This is a genomic window from Sphingobacterium prati (genome assembly GCF_013167215.1).
GTDB lineage: Bacteria > Bacteroidota > Bacteroidia > Sphingobacteriales > Sphingobacteriaceae > Sphingobacterium > Sphingobacterium prati.
In genome coordinates this window covers 36,103-57,668 of sequence record NZ_JABJWY010000009.1, presented here as the reverse complement: position 1 = coordinate 57,668, position 21,566 = coordinate 36,103, and the positions used below count along the sequence as shown (strand labels likewise).

Sequence of the window (21,566 nt, the reverse complement as noted above, 5' to 3'; positions counted from 1 at the left end):
GCATTGCATCAATACGCATTGGATAGATTCGCTATTGGTTTTGCCTTTTCCTTCGCGAAAAAAGCCATTAAAGTTGCTGCAGTTTTTCAGGAGCTATCCAAAGAGGATATTTTACCATAAAATACTATGGAGTTCTTTTATGAAATGTGACAATAAAGCATTAAGATTCTGTTTGTTGTAATGGAAGTAATATATGAAAGGTAGTTCCTTCTCCTTCTGTTGTCTCAAAATATATCTGTCCATTACTAGCTTCGATTGTTTTCTTTACCAATACCAGACCTAAACCATTTCCTGAGCTTTTTGTAGTGAAGTTGATCTGAAATATTTTATCTTTCATTCCTTCGGGGATTCCATAACCATTGTCTTTGACATCTATCTTTACAAACTTGTCGGAGTAACGTTCGATGGAAATTTCTATCTTCATATTTTTTCGCCCATACCCGCCTTCAATAGCGTTTTTTATCAAATTATTAAATGTACGCAATAGTTCATTTCCATCTGCTTTGACAATCAATGTTTTTTGATCGGCATTGTTTATTAGTCGGATGTTGACATTAGGGGTGTTATTATAAAGAGATATTGATTTTGCTATTTTTTCGACGATATTGATATTTTCCATCACAGTTGTTGGAAATTTTGCAAAATGGGAGAACTCCGAAGCAATTTGTGTCAACGCATCTATTTGTTCAATAAATGAAGTAGAGAACTTATTGAAACGATCAGGGAATTTAGGATCATCGTCTTTATAGGATCTCCGCAGCTGTTGTATGCCCAATTTCATTGGCGTTAGCGGATTTTTGATCTCATGAGCAATCTGCTGGGCCATCTCACGCCAGGTTGATTCACGTTCGGTATCCTTTATTTTATTGGCATAGTCCTCGAGTTTTATGATCATGAGGTTATACTCTTTGATCAATGTCCCAATTTCATCATTTCTTTGCCAGAATAAAGGTTCATTGGGCTGTCCTAGTCGAAGTTGGGAGATCTTTTTACTGATTATACTAAGTGGGTTGGTCACACTGTTGGCGACGAAAGTTGCATAAAAACCGAAGCCGATGATGATCAAAGAGTAAATGTTGACAATCGTGTTCAGTAGCAAGTTTTTGTTGATATTCTCCTCTTTTTGAAGTGAGAAATTCGGAATGCCAATATAGGCCAATGTACTGTAGTTTTTATCCCTTATTGTCGCATAGCTTGTTTCAAATTGGAAAGTTCCGATCCGTTCATCTTCAATCGTTTCTGATTTTTTAAGCAGGGAGAGATTTTTGAGCGCTGCCGGATTGATAAAAGTGGAAAAGAGTTCCAAGTCATAAATCCTGCGTTGAGAACTGTACAATAACCTGCCCGATTTTGAGTATAAATTGAAATCCTTGGATATCGTCTCGGATAAAGTTTTTAAAATACTAATGAGTTGGTTTTCATTAGAGACTTCGTCGGTATAAGTGAGCATATTTTCCATCCGTTTGCCCAATTCAATAATGAAACGCTCTTTGCTATTTCTATTGTTGTTGTAAAGCTGTTTATTGATGCTGATATATGAAATCACTGCGGATATTAGAATCGCTAATATAACAGAGGAAATAATTGAGGTCTGTATACGTGTAGAATATTGTATCTTGTTGATAATTTTATAAAACTGATATTTCAAGTTGCGGAATGTAAGCTTCGTGTTCTTCAGAAAGATATAAAACGATGCTGCATAATGAAAAAGCATGAAAATCATGAAAAATACCAAAAACAGGAAAGAAGTTGTGGCGACATAGTCCCAAAAAGAAGGTTTCTGTTTGCTAATGACATAAGTCGAGAACGTATTGGCAATATAAGCCATGTGAAGATATGAATCTCGATCCAATACTTCAATGTATTCTCCCGGTTGGCCCTTTAGTCCTCGAAGGTTATTTTCGTAAGTATATTTGCCAAATTGAGTAACAAGTGATCCGCCTTTATATAGAGCAATTGAATATTCACCTTTATTATAATATTGCGAATTATTGATCCGCATATCTGTCAATATTTCAGGGTAGGGCACGGTGTAACTGAAATCCTTGTTGGATAAATTAATAATTACGTTAACAACCCTGTTTTGATCGATCCTCACTGGAATGATCGAAAAATATTCATGAGTCCCTAATTCGGCGCTAGCACGGTAGAAATTTTGTGTAACTTTTATCGACTTATTGATTACTTTTTCTCTATATTCATTGATTCTGTTTTGACCATTTGGATTTAATGGAATATTATTTTGATCATAGTAATACGCCTTAAATTCATATTTCGAAAGATAGCCACTGAAATATTTTTTCTTGATAAAATCATTGATCCCCTCTGTATTTGTATACGGTAGGCTGATGTTAAACAAATGTTTTAGTTCTTTATCATTGGTTATCCCCGTCTCAATGTCTGAAAATAATGACACTGCATTCACGTCGTCTTCTGACTGCAGATTGTTCAGCAATATCTTCATATCGATGAGGTCTCGCTCCTGATAGAAACGTGCATGGGTAATTGTACTGATGATTGCCCAAAGGATAAGAACGGCAATATAATTGGTCAATAGATGTCTATCGAAATATTTTTCTCCAAAGGATTTGATTAGAATAATCAGAGCCAGAAGCAAATTTACCAAACTATTTTTCTCAATGTAGATTGAAATAATAAGAATGACAAAAATAACACTGGCTAATTGAATATTTAATAGTTGGGTAGGTTTTAGTTCTAACTTTTTAAGAAAAAATAACACGAGGTCTATGTAAATATTTAGGGACAGAATTCCTAATCCGATAATACCAAGATCCACCCAACTTAGAAAGTGCAGATCAACAAGTTTGGTGAAATCAAAATAGATGTTATTTGAATGTGTCACCAATGTTCCCGCAATATCATATAAAAGCGCAAAGGATAAATATATGCTTAGTATGAGGCCTATCGCAAGAGGTAATTTAAAGAGCCTAATATTTTTGACCTTGTCAAAATTGAGTTCTTTTCGAATAGAATAGATAAATACCATCCACCATAGAATCAATATTGTCGTGGACAATACAGACCAAATATTAGGAAAGAAACTATTGTAGGCATAGTTGCGGGAATCAAATATAGCGAATGTAGCATTTTCTGAGAGTAGATTCCATTTCAAGTCTGCAAATTTGACAAGGGTAAATACACCAGCAAGCATTGTTATAGCCCACCAAGCTCTTTTGGTCTTAGCCAGGTGTAGACAAAGGCTGTTAAAAAAAATTAACAGTGCTATCCAAGCTAGTAACCAGCAAAAGAATTGTAAGATGGTATAGATATTTTCATGATTGCCGTCTTTGAGTTTCACAGAAAACAGATAAGAACCCTCATTACTATAAATGTTTTTGATAGCTACGGTATCTGTATAGAATGCTATGTCAATGTTTCGTGTATCAAAGAGATTACGTCGCAGTGAAGCATTTAAATAAGGATTGTTATTGTTGGTATAGGGTTTAACTAGGATATATGCAAGTATGCTGATATTTCCAATTGTTTTTTTACGAACAATATACGAACGGTTGTCATCTTGTACGAAATTTGATTTTTCCAAAAAGCCTTGGTCGGTGATGGGAACAAATAAATTTGTACTCCATAGTTTTGGCTCGTGATCCTTAAAGAGAAATAAATAAACCTTCTGATCATTTTTATACCTTTCAAAGGCCTGATAGACTGCGATAGGGTACTGATCAAAGTTCTTAAATGTTTTGAGCAGCAACGAGTCCTTAAAAATACGATCTACTTTTTTCTCTTGTTCGACAATATAGTCATTGAGCGATTTGGTATCGATGTCGAGTATTTCCTTATTTGTAACAGATTCTTTGATGGTAATAGCTGTTCCTATAAAGCAGAGTGTTAAGATCAGTAGAAGTAAACGAATTTTTATACCAGAATTCACGTTAGTCAATTTACATTAGTGTAAATATAAAAAAAATCCTTGCTTTCTTAGGGCAAGGACTTTTATATTATTTTATTCTAAAAATGCTTATACGTGTGGTTCCTCTTGTCTGAATATTTTAGCAGTCAAGTACTCACGGTTTAAACGCGCAATATTAGTTAATTTAATACCTACAGGACATTCAGCTTCACAGGCACCTGTATTGGTACAGTTACCGAAACCTTCAGCATCCATCTGATCTACCATTGCTTGAGCACGTTCGTAACGTTCAGTCTGACCTTGTGGTAACAAGGCAAATTGAGATACTTTAGCCGATACGAATAACATAGCTGAAGCATTTTTACAAGCTGCAACACAAGCACCACAACCGATACATGTAGCCGATTCGAATGCTTCATCCGCGATACGTTTAGGAATGGGGATAACGTTAGCATCAGGAACACCGCCTGTATTGATATTTACATATCCACCAGCTTGTTGAATGCGGTCAAAAGCAGTACGATCAACCGCAAGGTCTTTCAATACTGGAAATGCAGCAGCTCTCCAAGGTTCGATTACGATTGTTTGTCCATCGTGGAAGCTACGCATGTGCAATTGACATGTCGTTGTACCTTCTTTAGGACCATGGGGGCGACCATTGATTACTAACGAACACATTCCGCAAATACCTTCACGGCAGTCGTGGTCGAAATATACAGGGTCTTCACCTTTACGTGTCAATTCCTCATTCACAATATCAAGCATCTCTAAGAAAGACATATCATCAGCGATGTCCTTTGCCTGATAAGTTACAAATTGACCTTTATCTTTATCATTTTTTTGACGCCAAACTTTCAGCGTTAAATTCATATGTTGTGCCATGATAATTTTCCTTCTTATTTATAACTTCTTTGCGTTAACTGAACGTTCTCGAATACCAAGTCTTCCTTGTGCAACTCCTCAGGTACGTTGTCCCCTTTGTATTCCCAAGCGGATACATAAGCAAATTCTTCATCATTACGTTTTGCTTCACCTTCTTCAGTCTGGCTTTCAAGACGGAAGTGACCACCACAAGACTCAGCGCGTTGTAATGCATCAACAACCATTAATTCACCCAATTCCAAGAAGTCAGCTACACGGCCAGCTTTCTCTAAGGAAAGATTGAGTTCTTCGTTCTCACCCAGAACTCTAACATTTGTCCAGAATTCTTTTTTCAGCTCTTGAATCAAACCTTGTGCTTTTTGCAATCCTTCAGCTGTACGAGCCATTCCACAGTATTCCCACATGATGAGACCTAATTTTTTGTGGATATCATCAACAGTTTGTGTACCATTTAGGGATAGCAATTTATTGATTTTCTCTTCAACCTCTTTACGTGTAGCTTCGAAAGCAGGGTGGCTATGATCTACTGGTGCGAAAGAACCTAGTTTAGCTAAATAATCACCGACAGTGTAAGGGATCACGAAATAACCATCAGCAAGACCTTGCATCAACGCCGAAGCACCTAAGCGGTTGGCGCCGTGGTCAGAGAAGTTACATTCCCCTAATGCATACAAACCTGGGATTGTCGTCATCAAGTTGTAGTCAACCCATACACCACCCATTGTATAGTGAACAGCAGGGTAGATACGCATTGGTTGTTTGTAAGGGTTCTCGTCAGTGATTTGGTAGTACATGTCAAATAAGTTACCATATTTAGCACGTACAGCATCTTCACCAAGACGGCTGATAGCTTCTTTGAAGTCCAAGAATACGGCGAAACCAGTTTTACCAACACCACGACCATCATCAACGGCTTCTTTCGCATTACGTGATGCTACGTCACGAGGTACTAAGTTACCAAATGAAGGGTATTTACGTTCCAAGAAGTAATCTCTGTCATCCTCTTTGATGTCGTTAGCTTTGATTTCACCTTTGCGTAATCTTTCGGCCATTTCTTGCGTCTTAGGAACCCATACGCGACCATCGTTACGTAAAGACTCGGACATCAGCGTCAATTTAGACTGGTGATCTCCAGTTACAGGAATACATGTAGGGTGAATCTGTGTATAACAAGGGTTAGCGAAGTAAGCGCCACGTTTGTGTGCTCTCCAAGCTGCAGTAACGTTACATCCCATTGCATTTGTAGACAAGAAGAATACGTTACCGTAACCACCAGTGCACATCAAAACTGCGTGTGCTGCGTGCGTTTCGACTTTACCAGATACCAAGTCACGTGTTACGATACCTTTAGCATGACCATCGATCATAACTAAATCCAGCATCTCGTGACGTGTATATGATTTTACTTTTCCTTTTTTGATTTGACGGTTCAATGCTGAATAAGCACCTAACAACAATTGTTGTCCCGTTTGGCCACGTGCGTAGAACGTACGGCTTACTTGCGCACCACCGAAAGAACGGTTGTCTAATAAACCACCATATTCACGTGCAAAAGGAACACCTTGCGCAACACATTGGTCGATGATGTTTACAGATACTTCAGCCAAACGGTAAACGTTTGCTTCACGTGAGCGGTAGTCACCACCTTTGATTGTATCGTAGAATAAACGGAACACGGAGTCACCATCATTTTGGTAGCTCTTTGCTGCGTTAATACCACCTTGCGCCGCAATGGAGTGCGCACGACGAGGTGAATCTTGGTAACAGAAGGTAATTACGTTGTATCCTAACTCAGCTAATGATGCTGCTGCAGATGCACCAGCAAGACCTGTACCAACAACGATAACGGTAAATTTACGTTTGTTAGCAGGGTTAACCAACTTAAGATTAAATTTATGATTTGACCACTTTTGGGCTAATGGGCCCGCTGGTACTTTTGAATCTAACATATCTCTTAATTTTATATTGATCGATAAAGCCTGAGCTTTACCTTAAAAGATTCTGAATTATTTAAAGAAGAAAAACAATGGCATTATTGCAAAGCCAATTGGAATTAATACCCCAAATACCCAAACTCCGATTGCTCTGATAATTCCAATATATCTTCTGTGGTTAAAACCTAAAGTTTGGAATGCAGATTGGAAGCCATGAATTAAGTGGAAAGCCAACGCTGCCATTGCAATGACGTATAAAGCGACTAAGGCCACATTTTTGAAGGCAAAGTCAACTTGCTTGTACAAATCTCTTGCTTTTAAGATTTGAACATTGTTTTCTACCGTTTCTTGGTAGTCGTGGAATTCAGAAGCTTGAAGTTCTCTCGCTGTTGTCTGTCCTGTTGCCAAATCAGTACGGTATTCGATGTAGGGTACTTCATCATTGTGAAACTTCCACCAAAAATTAGACATGTGTGTAGCTAAGAATACTAAAATGACAGTACCTAAGATACCCATGTTGCGTGAATTCCATTTACTGTTTGCTTTACCATCATATTGGGCATAACCAATAGGACGTGCGGCTTTGTTTCTCATCGACAATGTAATGGCGTAGATGACGTGAACGATTACCGAAGCGTACAATAAGTAGGAAACAACTTTGATTGGTGTAAAGTGAGTCATGAAATAAGCGTATTTGTTGAACGCTAGACCCGCATCATCTTTAAATAATTGCAAGTTACCAACCAAGTGAACAACTAGGAATAAACATAGGAAGATTCCTGTTAAGCTCATGATTAGCTTCTTCCCAATCGAAGAACTGAAAACTGGCTTTGATTTACTCATTATCCTTTGTAATTTAATTTTAATTAGGCAAATCTACTATTTGCTATTAAATATGATACCATTTTGACAAGAAAAAGCAGCAATTTAGAATCTTTCTAAAGTTTATTAAAACAAAAAGTCCGTTTTGGATAAAAACGGACTTTTAAATACGGGATTTACTATGGCTAACGGTCTATAGGATACTGAATAATCTATAGCCTAAACCAATGCTCCACATGTTGATTTTTGGGTTTGCCTGGCTCTCATTGTTAACTTTATTCAAGCCCATTTCGTAACGTACATCCACGCGTAGACTTGAGATATCAGCACCTACACCAAATGCCCATGATGTGCCATTTTTTTTGTAGTTATTTGGATCTAAATTGGCAATCACCTTATCTTGTTTGTCATCTACTTTAAATGAGAATATTGGGCCGGTTTGAATTCTAGCACCGATTGGGCCTAAGCCAAAACGCTTACCTAATAACACTGGGATATCAACAGTGGTAAATTTAACGTCTGTCGATTCACCTTCTGAATTAGTTACTTTTGTGTTTTTTCCAGTTAAGTAAATCTCAGGCTGAACATGGAATCCTAAAACGCCAACACGACCATAAAGACCTGCTTGATAACCCGCTTTATTGTCTGAATTGAAATATTTGCCATCGCTTTTGAATTTTGAAAAGTTCAGGGCTCCTTTTAAACCGACCTCAAATCCAGGCAGAAGCTGCGCTTGTGCCGTTGCTACGCTACCACAAATCAAGAGTAATGCTGGTAAAATCTTTTTCATAATCTTTTATTTATGTATATATTGTATCTTTAAACAAACTTTCACAAGTTTGTTAAAGATATACAAATTTTATACCTAAATCATAGTTATGCTGAAAATTAACGAAGAACAATGGCAAATTGCCAAAGAAAAACTCCGTCGCAAGTACAATCATTTGAGTGACGAAGATCTAGCTTTTCAAGCAGGTGAAGAGGATAAATTAATCAATAAATTAGCGCAGCGCTTAAGGCGGAATCCCTCTTACATTTTATTCACAATAGGCAAAGAGATTCAGGATATTAACAGCAATAGATTATGAGTGACAACATCAGCTGGACAGATTTTGAAAAAGTTGATTTGCGCGTAGGAACTATTTTGGAAGCACAGGACTTTCCTAGGGCTAAAAAACCAGCTTATCAACTGAAAATTGATTTTGGAAGCGAAATCGGAACATTACAAAGTAGCGCCCAGATAACAGTACATTATAGGAAGGAAGAATTGATCGGAAAACAGATTGTTGCAGTCGTGAATTTCCCAAAGAAACAGATTGCTAATTTTTTCTCCGAATGTTTGGTCACCGGCTTTGCTGATGAGCATGGAGCTATTATTTTGACCTCTGTGGACAGAAAATTACCAAATGGATCGAAACTTAGTTAAGTTTGTGGCATGACATTTATAGATTTTGAAGGAACACAATTAATTGATAGCGATGAATCGTTTATGCGCATGGCATTAAATGAAGCAAGGAAAGCTTTCGAAGAAGGAGAGGTTCCTATCGGTGCGGTAGTCGTACATAGGGGACGTATTATCGGTAAAGGGCATAATCTTACCCAACGCTTGAATGACGTAACTGCCCACGCCGAAATGCAGGCTTTTACAGCCGCGGCAAATTATCTTGGCGGCAAATATCTGGATGATTGTACATTGTATGTGACGATTGAGCCTTGTATTATGTGTGCTGGTGCAGCTTACTGGACCCATATCAGTAAAATTGTCTATGGGGCAAGGGATGAAAAACGTGGTTATTCTCATTTTCACGATAAGATATTACATCCGAAGACAGTCGTTACCCAAGGTGTTTTGCAGGAAGAATGCGCCGATTTGGTAAAATCATTTTTTCGTCAAAAACGGTAAGTAAATATCGAATTTATTGTAACACATAAAAACATAACAAGCTATATTGTGTTATATTTGTATATATAAACGAAGTAATAAACATTTAAATTAAAATAGTTATGGCATTTGAATTAGAAGCGTTACCATACGCAGCCGACGCATTAGAACCACATATCGACAAGACTACAATGGAAATCCACCATGACAGACATCATCAGGCATACGTGGACAACTTAAATAAAGCAATCGCAGGAACAGACGCTGAGAACCTGTCGTTATTGGATATCATCAAAAACGTAAGTAAATATTCAGCAGCAGTACGCAATAATGGTGGTGGTCATTACAATCACTCTTTGTTCTGGAAAGTGTTAGGTCCAAATGCTGGTGGAGCTCCAACAGGTGAATTAGCAGAAGCAATCAACGCTACTTTCGGTTCATTTGATGAGTTGAAAAAACAACTTCAGGCAGCTGGCGCTACTCGTTTTGGATCAGGATGGGCATGGTTAATCGTTGGTAATGACGGTAAATTAGCTGTTACTTCTACGCCTAATCAAGATAATCCATTAATGGATGTGGCTGAGGTAAAAGGAACGCCAGTTTTGGGTATCGACGTTTGGGAGCACGCTTATTACTTGAAATTCCAAAATAAACGTCCAGCTTATTTGGAAGAAATCTTTAATGTTATCAATTGGGATGCCGTAGCAAAAAATTATGCTGCAGCTAAATAATTGATTCTTTGATAAGAATGAGAAAGCGACAATATGAATATATTGTCGCTTTCTTATTTTAGTAATGGTTACATACTAACCAATAGTTCTAAAGTAATTGTACGTCGATGAAATATGTTATTATAGTTTTTGCGGCTATCTTTTTGTTGAGTCCTTGTCAGCTCCAAAGAGCAGTTGGGAAAGGTCCGGTTTTCTATTGTCGCTTTGAATAAGGAGAAAGTTTACGGGGGGCGATTGTGACGGAGGTGGTACCAGCGACAGCGTTTTATCCTGCAGAAGACTATAATCAGGATTATTATTAAGTTAATGGTAAGGAGCGGTATTGCCAATTGGTTATTAAACCGAAATTGGAAAAATTTAAACGTATCTTTTCCAAGGTGCTTAATGAAGGTGAGTAACTTTGGGTATTCGTAAAATTTAAGGTAATTTTACTCCTATTGGTATCATTTAGTGTGGTGCTAATAAGTTGAAATATAAATAATTGTAATATGTCTAAAGGATTTTTTACAGTGCCTGTTCCTACGAACGAGCCGGTGTATACTTACGCTGTCGGAACGAAAGAACGTAAGTTGTTGAAAGCAGCAATTGATGAGGCACGTTCGAAACAAATCGATATCCCAATGTATATTGGTGGTAAAGAAGTAACTACTTCTAAAAAAGTAACTATAGCTCCTCCACATGACCACCAACATATCTTAGGTCAATACAATCAAGGCGAGAAATCACATGTAACCGATGCAATCAATGCAGCGCTAGCTGCTAAAAAGAATTGGGAAAATCTGGCATGGGAAGATCGTGCGGCGATATTTTTGAAAGCAGCAGAATTGATTTCAGGGAAATACCGTTATGAGTTGAATGCTGCTACGATGTTGGGGCAATCAAAGAATCCCTATCAGGCGGAGATTGACTCGGCTTGTGAGATTACAGACTTTTTGCGCTTCAATGTGCAATATATGAGTGAAATCTATAAGCAGCAGCCACCGGTATCAGGAAAAGGTGTATGGAACCGAGTTGAACAACGACCTCTCGAGGGTTTTGTGTTTGCGTTGACACCATTTAACTTTACAGCTATCGCCGGTAACCTGCCTTCATGTGTTGCAATGATGGGGAACGTTGTTGTTTGGAAACCATCCAACACACAGATTTATTCTGCGAATGTATTGATGAAAATTTTCCGTGAAGCCGGACTTCCAGATGGTGTCATCAATTTAGTGTATGTATCAGGGCCAGATGCTGGTGATGTTATTTTCCAACATCCTGATTTCGCTGGTATTCACTTTACTGGTTCAACAGGTGTATTCCAGGATATCTGGAAAACTATCGGTGATAATATCCACCGTTATAAGACTTATCCACGTATCGTCGGTGAGACAGGTGGTAAAGATTTTATTGTTGTACACCCTTCTGCGGATCTCAAGACGGCAAATACAGCTTTGGTTCGTGGAGCTTTTGAGTACCAAGGACAAAAATGTTCAGCAGCCTCACGTGCATATATTCCAAAATCATTGTGGCCAGCATTGAAAGAGTCAATGGCTAATGATGTGAAGTCATTTACAATTGGTGGAACGGAGGATTTTACAAACTTTATCAATGCGGTTATCGATGAGAAATCATTTGATAAATTAGCAAAATACATCGATCGTGCGAAAGAATCCAATGAGGCAGAGATCGTAGTTGGTGGTACTTATGATAAGTCTAAAGGCTATTTCATTCATCCAACGATCATTGAAGCTTCAAAGCCTGATTACGAAACAATGGTCGAAGAATTGTTCGGTCCAGTATTGACCGTATATGTTTATGAAGACGCTAAGTTCGAGGAAACACTGGATATCGTCGATTCAACATCTATCTATGCATTGACAGGTTCTATTATCGCACAAGACCGCTATGCTATTAATTTAGCCACAGATAAATTGAGACATGCTGCGGGTAACTTCTATGTGAATGATAAATGTACTGGAGCTGTGGTAGGTCAACAGCCATTTGGTGGTGCGAGAGGTTCAGGTACAAACGACAAAGCTGGATCCATGATCAACTTGTTGCGTTGGGTATCTCCACGTACAATCAAAGAAACCTTCAATCCGGATACGGATTACAGATATCCTTTCTTAGAAAAAGGCGAATAAAATAAATCGAATTATCCTGTACGGATGGTAACCATAGTTTGGTTTCAAGCTCTACCGACGATAGCGGATACATTCAACATAATAAAGGCACTCCGCTATGGAGTGCCTTTATTATTTTTTAAACAGTCCTAATTCAGTTCCATCGTCACGGGTCATTCGGATAGCCAGTGATTTTGCGGACCCCGAAATATCGATGATTGTCCTTTTGCCAGCTTTTGGACCACCGCCGATAAATATCGGATAACGATGGTCTTTATCGGCGGGGTAGTATCCATATTGATGCGTATGCCCAGAGATCATCGCATCTATTTTATATTTCTGAAATAAAGGATGGAAGCATTCTCGATTATGCAGTGTACCATGCCAATCGTCTGAATGGAATATAGGGATGTGGCTGATAACCACGGTATGTTGTGCAGATTTTCTTTCTTTGGATTGTAAGACAGTTTCCAGCCATTTTGCCTGTTCTTTTCTATAATTGTCATAATCTACGGTGCCGGCATATACTTCATGATTATCCGGTTTGTCTTCACCACTGTCCAGCATGATCCAGAAGATAGGGCCCCTTTTGAAAGCTTGATAGTATTTATTATTGGGATAGCCAAAGTACCGTTTGAAATTCCGGGCGAAAGAGCCTCTCGTTTCGTGATTTCCGCGGTTCATAATAAAAGGTTTTCCGGTAGCAAAGAATTCAATAGGCTTCAGTAATTTTTCTGTAATATCCTCCTGATCGGTCACGTAATGAAAGGAGTCTCCATTTAGAACAAAGAAGTCATAGATTGAGGGATCATGATTGGGTATGAGATCCCGATAGCTGCTTTTCTCCTCATGAACATCATTATACACCAGACAACGAATTTGTTGTTGATTGTTTTCTGCCAGTTTAGCTTCAAAAATTGGTGTTTGGATTTCTTGCGCATATATGATCTTATAGGGGTCAAATTTTTGAATTTCTTTTGCCCTGATGCGATAGCGGAATGACCGTGGTGCTTCTGCGATGGAAAAGTGGAAGAAATCTGTATTCGCATTAATCATACCATCTTCGGATTGATAGATCGTTTGCTGAATATTACCCGTACTGTCAAGGATTTCCAACCAGGCTACTGCCGGTTTACTCAGGATTGTAAAGATGTTTATGCCTGTTGCTGTTTGATTCTGTAAATAAGCAGGAACTAAAAAACGAAAATCTCCTTCTGCATCTTCCGTTTCTTTTTCTTTGGCAACACTAATCGTGGGTAAGGTAATTCCCATCAATGCCAATGCTTCTAAAAATCTTCTTCTATCAAAATTCATGATGGGCTATTTAATGTCGATTTCAACATATAATGGACGGTGGTCACTCGCATATTTCTCTTCAAGAACGCGGTGGTTGGAGAATTTTGGATGCGATGCGGTATTAACCATAATATAATCTATTTCGGTATTTGGTTTATCTTCGGGAAAAGTAAATCCATTACTGATCGTGCTTTTTGCGAATACTTTGGCAAGTTCTTTTAGCGCAGGGTCATTAGGCTCGGAGTTTAAGTCACCCACGAGTATCGCAGGTAATTTTTCATTCTTGAAACGTGATGTGATGAATTTAGCCTGTTTGATTTTATTTTTGTCTTTTAAGTCCAGGTGTGTGTTCGCAAATAGGATTTTCTTTTTGTCGATAGTCACTTCAACAATAGATAAACTTCGGCGCTCACTTTCAACAGGAGAAGGAAGGAAATGTTTTTCTACACGTTCTATAGGTTGTTTTGATAGTATTGCCGTGCCGTACTGTCCTTTCTCAAGTTCTATTCCTTTTGAAAAAATATAATGCATTCCAGTTAGTTCAGCCAATTTTCTTGCCTGATCTTCATTGTGGGAGCGTCCCAAGTTAACATCAATTTCCTGTAGTCCGACAAGATCTGCGTTGGTATTTTTAATAATTTGAGCGATAGTGTCGAGATTGATAACAGATTCATTTTCTGAAGGTGGATTTCCATGATGAATATTGAAGGAGAGCACGCGGATTTTTTGTGCACTGAGATGAGATATTGATCCGAAAAGGATCAAAATAAAGGCAATTAACTTATTGTTCATTTTTCAAAATTAAGTTTAGAATGAAGTTGGTAATTATATTCGACCTGCTAAAAATACTAAAATCTTGGAGTTCAAATCCAAAACTCTGGGCATGTAACAAAATAATCATTCAAACTTAATCTTGGTTATATTAAATTGGCGAAAAAAAATAGCCATCCCTTTAAGGATGGCCACCTACATTATACTAATTTTTACAGCAATTAGTCTTCATTTTCCTCTACTTGAAGCATCGGATCCTCTCCTGTTACTTCAGCACGGATTTTTGCCTCAAGTTCATCCATAAGATCTGGATTGTCAAACAATAAGCTTTTAACGGCATCTCTACCTTGTCCTAATTTGGTTTCACCATAGCTAAACCATGAACCGGCTTTTTTAATGATACCATATTCCACACCTAAGTCAATGATTTCGCCGACTTTTGAAATCCCCTCACCAAAGATGATATCAAACTCCGCTATACGGAATGGAGGTGCTACTTTATTTTTTACAATTTTAACTTTGACACGGTTACCAGATACTTCGTCGGAATCTTTAATCTGTGATGTACGACGGATATCCAAACGTACAGAAGCATAGAACTTCAGTGCATTACCACCGGTTGTTGTTTCTGGGTTACCAAACATTACACCAATTTTTTCACGCAATTGGTTGATGAAAATACAGCAACAGTTTGTTTTGGAAATTGTTCCAGTTAACTTACGTAATGCTTGAGACATTAAACGAGCCTGAAGACCCATTTTAGAATCACCCATTTCACCTTCAATCTCACCTTTCGGTACCAATGCTGCGACAGAATCAATAACAATCACATCAATGGCACCTGAGCGAATTAAATTGTCTGCAATTTCTAAACCCTGCTCACCATTATCTGGTTGAGAAATTAATAAGTTTTCTACATCAACGCCTAGCTTTTGTGCATAATACTTATCAAACGCGTGCTCAGCATCAATAATTGCTGCAATACCACCTTTTTTCTGAGCTTCAGCAACAATGTGCGTTGCCAATGTTGTTTTACCTGAAGATTCAGGTCCATATATTTCAATGATACGTCCTTTTGGAACACCGCCAATTCCCAAAGCGATATCCAGACCCAAAGATCCTGTAGAAATCGCCTCGATAGGCTCAACAGCTGTATCTCCTAATTTCATAATCGAACCTTTACCAAAGTTCTTTTCCAATTTATCTAACGTCAGCTGTAACGCTTTTAATTTATCTGTGTTGCTCATATTTTTAGTATATATTTGTCAAAATTAAAAATAAAAAATAATAAACCAAATGTTTTCACTAAAAAAATTAGTTTTTTATTTCTATCGCGCTTGGAGCACTCTTTATGTGATAGGTTTTTTCAAAGTATTTACACATGTAGGTAATCGGGCATTTTTCACAAAGCGGCTTTCTGGCCAAGCAAATATATCGTCCATGCAAGATCAACCAATGGTGCGCAACGGCAATGGTCTCTTTCGGGAGATTTTTGACTAATTGTTTCTCTACGGCCAATGGTGTCGTCGCACGATAGGTGAGCCCAAGTCGGTTCGCCACACGAAACACATGCGTGTCTACCGCCATTGCTGGGTTATGATAGACGACGGAGGAAATGACATTGGCGGTTTTTCTACCGACCCCGGGCAGCTTGACCAAATCTTCAATCTGCTCTGGAACGACATTGTGAAATTTTTCAATAAGCATTTGTGCCATCCCGACCAGATGTTTGGCCTTGTTATTTGGATAACTTACGGAGCGGATATAGCTAAATACCTCATCCACACTGGAAGCTGCTAAAGTATACGCATCGGGGTAACGTTCAAATAGCTTCGGCGTAATCTGATTAATTCTCTTGTCTGTACATTGGGCAGAAAGAATAACGGCGACAAGTAATTCATAAGGATTACTATAGTTGAGTTCTGTCTGCGCATCGGGATTATTTTTGGAAAAATATTCCACAAAAGCCTTGTATCGTTCTTGTTTTAACATCACCTCAAAACTAGCCAAAATTTCCATCAAAAAAGAAAAACTTAACCTTACACATTGCTTATCTCACTGATTATTCTGGGATACTTAGGTAGCAATAATAGGTGGGCAGCTGTTATGACTCATCGTGTATTTTAGAAATACTATAAGGTTACTTATCTGCTATAGATAATGGGGAAAAAGCTTATGTTATTTCATAAATAAAGCCTAATCTCCAGATTAGGCCTTTCTTTTTTCCATTTGTTTGGAATATTCCATTATATTCGCAATACATTTTTTGCTTGGATGAAGCAACATTTTGGGTGATTGAAGTTTCAATTCATTTTCTATATCCTCATCAGTCATTACCTTCTCGTTTTGGGTTAGTAAATTTTGAACTTCGTTTTCTGATTGGGTAAAGTTTTCTACCATAAGCATCTTGAGTTTTGTCTCTGTAAGTTAATTAATTAAACGGACAAAAGATGGTTTTGGTATACAAAAAATGAGAATATTCTTTATTTTTTCTTCTTACTATTGAATTCTTCAGCCATTAGAATTGCATTATATGCGTTGACAATCCCGCCAGTTACCGAAATATCCGCTAATTTGACCATTTTTGTTGCATCTTCACCAATTTTTACCTGGACCATTTGCTCCGGTTTTTCCACAGATTCCAGAATGATCTGTTTGGTTTCTACAGCAGAAAGGTTCGGATAGTAAGAGCGTATCATAGCGGCCAGCCCGGCAACTACAGGGGCAGCCATACTTGTTCCTTGTTCCTCTTTATACTTTGAATCCGGAATAGTGGAATTGATTCGTATACCGGGAGCGAAAACGTCTACTGTTTTTTTACCATAATTGGAAAAATCGGCTAAAAGCTCATTGTCAGGGTATAATCCTGTCGCCCCCACTGTAATCCAGTTGTTTGCAATACCTGTGGTATCTCCCTTCGCATTGGTGTAGTATTTCATTGGGAAATTTGGTTCCACATCGTTGTCCTCACTGTCATTCCCCGCTGCATGTACCAATAAGACATCCTTTGATTCGGCATATTTAACGGCCTCATCCACGGTCTGCTTGTTGTGCACATAGCTTTTCCCGAAACTCATGTTGAGAACTTTTGCTCCGTTGTCTACTGCGTATCTAATTGCATTTGCGACATCCTTATCGCGTTCATCACCATCAGGAACTAGACGTACCGTTAGAATTTTGACATTGTCTGCGACGCCATTGATACCAATATTATTGTTGCGATTGGCGCCAATAATACCTGCGACATGGCTACCATGAAGTGCATCTGGCCCTTTTACATCCGAATTTCCATAATGGCATTCAGAAGCGTCCTCGTAATTGTCGCCAACAATGGGGCGGGAATCGTATTCTTTGTTCAAATGGTATTCAACCTGATTGTTGAAATATGTTGCTCCCTCAGTGATGTCATCATAAAATTTGACAAAACCATTTGTTTGAATTTCGTCTTTTGCATAACCGAGAGCGATACGTTGATTATTCGATTTTGGGTTAAAGTTCTCAAGATCGGCCAATGTGATTTCTCCAGGTTTTTTACCTATTTCGCGAACCACAGCATCCAAATTACGCTTAAGCGCATCGTAAGAAAACTGCCCCATTTTGGCTTCTTCCAGCTTGTTCTTGTATTTCACCACCATCTTCTGATAAGCCAAAAAGGCTTTTCTATCCGCTTCATTCAGTTCTGTCGCTGGGGTAACATGGGCAAATTTCTTATCTAAAATCCTTAATTGCCTCGTGAGCTCTAGATTGTCAAATTGAACATCTTTCCCTTCAGCATTCCCAATAAAATTCCAGCCATACTTGTCGTTAATATACCCATTTCCATCGTTATCCTTCCCATCGGAAATGCTGTCTTTGGGATTGATCCAGACGACATCCTTAAGATCCTCATGGAAAATATCTACACCACCGTCCAAAACACCAACAATGACCGGGGTTGATTTTTTCCCCTTTAATAAAGTTTTGTAAGCTTTATCTGTACTGATTCCCATGACACCATCCGTGTTGTAATCTAAGTTATACCAATTTAACGGAACAGCTTCTGCTTGAGCAAACGAGGTTAACGGTAAAACACCTAAGGCAATCAGATATAGTGATTTCTTTAAATTCATAAAATTTTCTCCTAGAATAGTAGCAAAGATAATGTTAATGCCCCTGTTGAATTGTTAATTTTTATTAAAAGTGACTTTTAGCCAGGATAAATGGATGGAATAGTTAGTTAAACAAAACGGTCACAAGATGATAAAGATGTCTTAGATCAATTTGTTTGTATCGGTTACATCGTTTTGATATTTCTGGAGAAATGCGTTAATTGACTTCTCTTTCCGAATTATGGAGCTGAGGTTAGAAATGTAATACGTATTGTTTTAATCAAAATGGATATTTAGAGAATTCACATATATATGCAACATAACGAAAATGTACACTGGCCTGAGATTTCAGCTCCAATAGCTGCAGCGTATCCACACAAGAGACAAATTCATGGTGATACTGTCATTGACAACTATTATTGGATGATTGACTATTTTAAAAAAGGACCAAGATCTGAGGAGGTTATCAATTATCTCAACGACGAAAACGCCTATACTGCCGCCATGTTAAAAGATACGGAATCTTTTCAGGAAGATTTGTTCCAGGAAATGAAATCCCGTATCAAGGAAAAAGACGAATCTGTGCCCTACTTTAAAAATGGCTACTATTATTACAGCAGAACCGAGGAGGGCTATCAATATTTTAAGTTTTGCCGCAAGAAGGGGACATTGGACGCTGATGAAGAATTATTATTGGACATTGATAATCTAGCACAGGGGTATGCCTATTACACAGCAATGGGTTTCTCCATCAGTCCGGACAATCGTTTGCTGGCCTTTGGTGTAGATACAGTTTCCAGAAGGGAGTACACCATATACATCAAGAATCTGGAGACAGGTGAGATCTATCCTGATCGTATTATCAATACCGAAGGCATCGCTATTTGGGGAAACGATAATCAGACCCTGTTCTATACCGCCAAAAATCCAGTGACGTTGCTCAGCGAAAAAATTATGCGACATACACTTGGTACAGAGGTTTCGGCGGATCTATGTGTATATGAAGAGCACGATAATACAAATTATATTGCTGTCGGTAAATCAAAAAATGGCAAATATATTATCATCAGTTCAGAGGGCACCTTGTCCTCCGAAGTTTGGTTATTGGATGCTGATCATCCTAATAAAGATTTTAGCATTTTTCAGCCGCGTAAGCACGATGTGCTTTATACCGTAATTCCTTTGGAAGATCGTTTTTTGATATTGACCAATGATGATGCTATTAACTTCCGGATTATGCAATGCCCGCTGGACAAAACAGGACGGGAACATTGGACTACATTTATAGGCCATCGTCCGGACGTTTTGGTAAGTGATATCGAAGAGTTTAAGTCTTTTTTGGCCATAGCCGAACGAAAAGATGGGCTGACCCAGCTGGCGATCTATAATTTGGACAGTCAGGAGCAGCATTATCTGGATTTTGGAGAAGTTGCCTATACAGTATATCCGGGGATAAATGTCGAATACAACACTGAAAAACTGCGTTATGGATACACCTCATTGGTCACCCCCAGTTCTGTATATGACTACGATATGGGGGGGCGCAGCAAAACATTGTTGAAACAACAGGAAATTTTAGGGGGGTATGATCAAAGTGCCTACAAAACGGAACGTATTTATGCCACGGCGAGGGACGGTGTAAAGGTGCCTATTTCCCTTGTGTACAAGAACGGCACTCAATTAGATGGTACGGCGCCATTGTTGCAATATGCATATGGTTCCTACGGTGCATCGATGGACCCGAGTTTTTCCGGTAATAGGTTAAGTTTGTTGGAGCGTGGTTTCATTTACGCATTGGCGCATATCCGTGGAGGTGAAGAAATGGGACGGCAGTGGTATGAGGATGGAAAAATGATGCGTAAAATGAATACTTTCCATGATTTTGTGGACTGCGGGAAGCATCTTATCGAACAGCGGTATACATCGGCAGGGCATCTTTACGCACAAGGGGGGAGCGCGGGCGGCCTATTGATGGGGGTTGTTGCGAATATTGCAGCTAAGCAATATCATGGTATAATAGCACAGGTGCCTTTTGTGGATGTCGTTAATACCATGTTGGATGAGACAATACCGTTGACGACGAACGAGTATGATGAATGGGGAAATCCCAATGAATCTGACGCCTATTTTTATATGAAAAGCTATTCTCCTTACGAGAATATGGAGCCGAAAGAATATCCGAATCTATTGGTCACAACCGGACTGCACGATAGTCAGGTGCAATATTTTGAACCAGCGAAATGGGTAGCAAAATTACGGTCCGTCAAAACTGGAAATTCCATCCTGCTATTGAAAACAGATATGGATTATGGACATGGTGGCGCATCTGGAAGGTTTGACTATTTGAAGGAAATTGCGTTGGAATACGCTTTCTTGTTTAAACTAGAGAGGATCGACTCTTAAAATAAACTATTATTACAACAATAAAAAAAGCGGCATTGCCGCTTTTTTTATTGTTGAGCATGATTGATGCTGTCCTGTTGTTTTTGTAAACGTTCTTCGCGTTCAATTTCTCTGGAATCGATTTGATGTTGTTGATAATTGTCCATCGCAACTTTGCTGGCTTTCTGCGATACATAGATCGCTAGTATGGCAACTACAGTGATAATTGCAAGTCCCCAGGCATACTTATGTTTGTCCTGTTTGACAAGCCAATACATAAAGATGATATAAGGTACAGCAAAAATAATATAGAAAATTAAACTCGGTGACATGCTATTTTTTTCTAATGATATCTACAAAAGTATCGTTTTTCTCCAAGAAAAAGAATCATAAGAATCAAAGATAAGTAAAACTAGTGAACCAGCCCCGATGGTTCTATCCCGATTTCACGGATTTTTCATGTATTTTTATGCTGATATGTTGACAACGTCAAAAAATAGATCATGGGATTTTACGATCTTAACAAGGAACAACGCCTTCAACTTGTTGACACTTCATGGTATCGAGCTCCGTGGATATTTTACCATTACTCAAAGAACTTCAGTATGACAAAACAGCAAGGGTCAGGCATACTTTGGTGCATGTTTTAGGGCAAATTGCTTATAAAAAAGGTTGCATAGAGACTGTCGTTCAACATCTGAAATCCTGGGATAGCAAAGAGCTAGTATTACGGGCATTAATGAAATTGTTGACGTTCATGATGGGTACATCTCGGTGCTGACACAAC

19 protein-coding genes are annotated in these 21,566 nt (G+C 38.5%); 7 read left to right on the top strand and 12 right to left on the bottom strand.

Annotation, left to right across the window (positions count from 1 at the left end; all coding sequences use genetic code 11):
* Nucleotides 1-160: 160 nt before the first annotated feature.
* The 5 genes from HPC41_RS25660 to HPC41_RS01540 form a co-directional block, all read right to left on the bottom strand.
* Nucleotides 161-3,907 (bottom strand): ATP-binding protein, encoded by a 3,747-nt coding sequence (locus tag HPC41_RS25660; RefSeq protein WP_172392262.1) that lies wholly within the window; start codon nt 3,905-3,907, stop codon nt 161-163.
* An 87-nt stretch (nt 3,908-3,994) separates the two neighbouring features.
* Entirely contained in the window at nt 3,995-4,768 is a 774-nt protein-coding gene (locus tag HPC41_RS01555; RefSeq protein ID WP_172392261.1) for a succinate dehydrogenase/fumarate reductase iron-sulfur subunit, read from the bottom strand.
* A gap of 14 nt (nt 4,769-4,782) precedes the next feature.
* The gene (locus HPC41_RS01550) at nt 4,783-6,717 is read right to left on the bottom strand and encodes a fumarate reductase/succinate dehydrogenase flavoprotein subunit (protein WP_172392260.1); all 1,935 of its coding nucleotides are present in this window, start codon (nt 6,715-6,717) and stop codon (nt 4,783-4,785) included.
* A gap of 57 nt (nt 6,718-6,774) precedes the next feature.
* On the bottom strand, nt 6,775-7,545 hold the full coding sequence (locus tag HPC41_RS01545; protein WP_172392259.1) for a succinate dehydrogenase cytochrome b subunit: 771 nt from the start codon (nt 7,543-7,545) through the stop codon (nt 6,775-6,777).
* 172 nt (nt 7,546-7,717) lie between these two features.
* A complete protein-coding gene (locus tag HPC41_RS01540; RefSeq protein WP_172392258.1) occupies nt 7,718-8,314 on the bottom strand; it encodes a porin family protein in 597 nt (198 codons plus the stop codon).
* Between the two features lie 88 nt (nt 8,315-8,402).
* Here HPC41_RS01540 and HPC41_RS01535 point away from each other — a divergent pair, with 88 nt between their 5' ends.
* From HPC41_RS01535 to pruA, 6 genes are all read left to right on the top strand, one after another.
* A complete protein-coding gene (locus HPC41_RS01535; protein WP_172392257.1) occupies nt 8,403-8,612 on the top strand; it encodes a hypothetical protein in 210 nt (69 codons plus the stop codon).
* Nucleotides 8,609-8,950 carry a tRNA-binding protein gene (locus HPC41_RS01530; protein ID WP_172392256.1) on the top strand — a complete coding sequence of 114 codons (342 nt, stop codon included), beginning with the start codon at nt 8,609-8,611 and terminating at the stop codon, nt 8,948-8,950. Before HPC41_RS01535 ends, HPC41_RS01530 begins: the two co-directional genes overlap by 4 nt.
* Nucleotides 8,951-8,959: 9 nt before the next feature.
* Nucleotides 8,960-9,427 carry a nucleoside deaminase gene (locus HPC41_RS01525; protein ID WP_172392255.1) on the top strand — a complete coding sequence of 156 codons (468 nt, stop codon included), beginning with the start codon at nt 8,960-8,962 and terminating at the stop codon, nt 9,425-9,427.
* Nucleotides 9,428-9,528: 101 nt separating this feature from the next.
* The gene (locus HPC41_RS01520) at nt 9,529-10,137 is read left to right on the top strand and encodes a superoxide dismutase (protein ID WP_172392254.1); all 609 of its coding nucleotides are present in this window, start codon (nt 9,529-9,531) and stop codon (nt 10,135-10,137) included.
* A 233-nt stretch (nt 10,138-10,370) separates the two neighbouring features.
* Entirely contained in the window at nt 10,371-10,439 is a 69-nt protein-coding gene (locus tag HPC41_RS25015; RefSeq protein WP_420240201.1) for a hypothetical protein, read from the top strand.
* Nucleotides 10,440-10,625: 186 nt separating this feature from the next.
* On the top strand, nt 10,626-12,263 hold the full coding sequence (pruA, locus tag HPC41_RS01510) for an L-glutamate gamma-semialdehyde dehydrogenase (RefSeq protein ID WP_172392253.1): 1,638 nt from the start codon (nt 10,626-10,628) through the stop codon (nt 12,261-12,263).
* 111 nt (nt 12,264-12,374) lie between these two features.
* Here the strand turns inward: pruA and HPC41_RS01505 are convergent, their stop codons facing one another.
* From HPC41_RS01505 to HPC41_RS01480, 6 genes are all read right to left on the bottom strand, one after another.
* Nucleotides 12,375-13,556 carry a metallophosphoesterase family protein gene (locus HPC41_RS01505; RefSeq protein ID WP_172392252.1) on the bottom strand — a complete coding sequence of 394 codons (1,182 nt, stop codon included), beginning with the start codon at nt 13,554-13,556 and terminating at the stop codon, nt 12,375-12,377.
* A 6-nt stretch (nt 13,557-13,562) separates the two neighbouring features.
* Entirely contained in the window at nt 13,563-14,330 is a 768-nt protein-coding gene (locus HPC41_RS01500; protein WP_172392251.1) for an endonuclease/exonuclease/phosphatase family protein, read from the bottom strand.
* A 200-nt stretch (nt 14,331-14,530) separates the two neighbouring features.
* Nucleotides 14,531-15,556: a recombinase RecA gene (gene recA, locus HPC41_RS01495; protein WP_172392250.1), complete on the bottom strand. Its 1,026-nt coding sequence runs from the start codon at nt 15,554-15,556 to the stop codon at nt 14,531-14,533.
* Between the two features lie 67 nt (nt 15,557-15,623).
* Complete coding sequence (gene nth, locus HPC41_RS01490) at nt 15,624-16,301, bottom strand: endonuclease III (RefSeq protein WP_172392453.1); 678 nt, start codon at nt 16,299-16,301, stop codon at nt 15,624-15,626.
* Between the two features lie 216 nt (nt 16,302-16,517).
* Nucleotides 16,518-16,709, bottom strand: coding sequence for a hypothetical protein (locus HPC41_RS01485; RefSeq protein WP_172392249.1), 192 nt, complete (start codon nt 16,707-16,709; stop codon nt 16,518-16,520).
* 83 nt (nt 16,710-16,792) lie between these two features.
* Nucleotides 16,793-18,418, bottom strand: a complete 1,626-nt coding sequence (locus HPC41_RS01480; protein WP_172392248.1) for a S8 family serine peptidase — start codon at nt 18,416-18,418, stop codon at nt 16,793-16,795.
* A gap of 291 nt (nt 18,419-18,709) precedes the next feature.
* On the opposite strand from HPC41_RS01480, the gene HPC41_RS01475 reads away from it, so the two are divergent.
* A complete protein-coding gene (locus HPC41_RS01475; protein ID WP_172392247.1) occupies nt 18,710-20,800 on the top strand; it encodes a S9 family peptidase in 2,091 nt (696 codons plus the stop codon).
* A 47-nt stretch (nt 20,801-20,847) separates the two neighbouring features.
* On the opposite strand, the gene HPC41_RS01470 is transcribed toward HPC41_RS01475, so the two are convergent.
* Nucleotides 20,848-21,111, bottom strand: coding sequence for a hypothetical protein (locus tag HPC41_RS01470; RefSeq protein ID WP_077438077.1), 264 nt, complete (start codon nt 21,109-21,111; stop codon nt 20,848-20,850).
* Nucleotides 21,112-21,566 lie beyond the last annotated feature (455 nt).

What these genes read in the sequence shown, in the direction of transcription:
- HPC41_RS01555 (WP_172392261.1), bottom strand. Translation starts at nt 4,768, where the DNA reads ATGGCACAACATATGAATTTAACGCTGAAAGTTTGGCGTCAAAAAAAT.
- HPC41_RS01550 (WP_172392260.1), bottom strand. Translation starts at nt 6,717, where the DNA reads ATGTTAGATTCAAAAGTACCAGCGGGCCCATTAGCCCAAAAGTGGTCA.
- HPC41_RS01545 (WP_172392259.1), bottom strand. Translation starts at nt 7,545, where the DNA reads ATGAGTAAATCAAAGCCAGTTTTCAGTTCTTCGATTGGGAAGAAGCTA.
- HPC41_RS01540 (WP_172392258.1), bottom strand. Translation starts at nt 8,314, where the DNA reads ATGAAAAAGATTTTACCAGCATTACTCTTGATTTGTGGTAGCGTAGCA.
- HPC41_RS01535 (WP_172392257.1), top strand. Translation starts at nt 8,403, where the DNA reads ATGCTGAAAATTAACGAAGAACAATGGCAAATTGCCAAAGAAAAACTC.
- HPC41_RS01530 (WP_172392256.1), top strand. Translation starts at nt 8,609, where the DNA reads ATGAGTGACAACATCAGCTGGACAGATTTTGAAAAAGTTGATTTGCGC.
- HPC41_RS01525 (WP_172392255.1), top strand. Translation starts at nt 8,960, where the DNA reads ATGACATTTATAGATTTTGAAGGAACACAATTAATTGATAGCGATGAA.
- HPC41_RS01520 (WP_172392254.1), top strand. Translation starts at nt 9,529, where the DNA reads ATGGCATTTGAATTAGAAGCGTTACCATACGCAGCCGACGCATTAGAA.
- pruA (WP_172392253.1), top strand. Translation starts at nt 10,626, where the DNA reads ATGTCTAAAGGATTTTTTACAGTGCCTGTTCCTACGAACGAGCCGGTG.
- HPC41_RS01505 (WP_172392252.1), bottom strand. Translation starts at nt 13,556, where the DNA reads ATGAATTTTGATAGAAGAAGATTTTTAGAAGCATTGGCATTGATGGGA.
- HPC41_RS01500 (WP_172392251.1), bottom strand. Translation starts at nt 14,330, where the DNA reads ATGAACAATAAGTTAATTGCCTTTATTTTGATCCTTTTCGGATCAATA.
- recA (WP_172392250.1), bottom strand. Translation starts at nt 15,556, where the DNA reads ATGAGCAACACAGATAAATTAAAAGCGTTACAGCTGACGTTAGATAAA.
- nth (WP_172392453.1), bottom strand. Translation starts at nt 16,301, where the DNA reads ATGTTAAAACAAGAACGATACAAGGCTTTTGTGGAATATTTTTCCAAA.
- HPC41_RS01485 (WP_172392249.1), bottom strand. Translation starts at nt 16,709, where the DNA reads ATGGTAGAAAACTTTACCCAATCAGAAAACGAAGTTCAAAATTTACTA.
- HPC41_RS01480 (WP_172392248.1), bottom strand. Translation starts at nt 18,418, where the DNA reads ATGAATTTAAAGAAATCACTATATCTGATTGCCTTAGGTGTTTTACCG.
- HPC41_RS01475 (WP_172392247.1), top strand. Translation starts at nt 18,710, where the DNA reads ATGCAACATAACGAAAATGTACACTGGCCTGAGATTTCAGCTCCAATA.
- HPC41_RS01470 (WP_077438077.1), bottom strand. Translation starts at nt 21,111, where the DNA reads ATGTCACCGAGTTTAATTTTCTATATTATTTTTGCTGTACCTTATATC.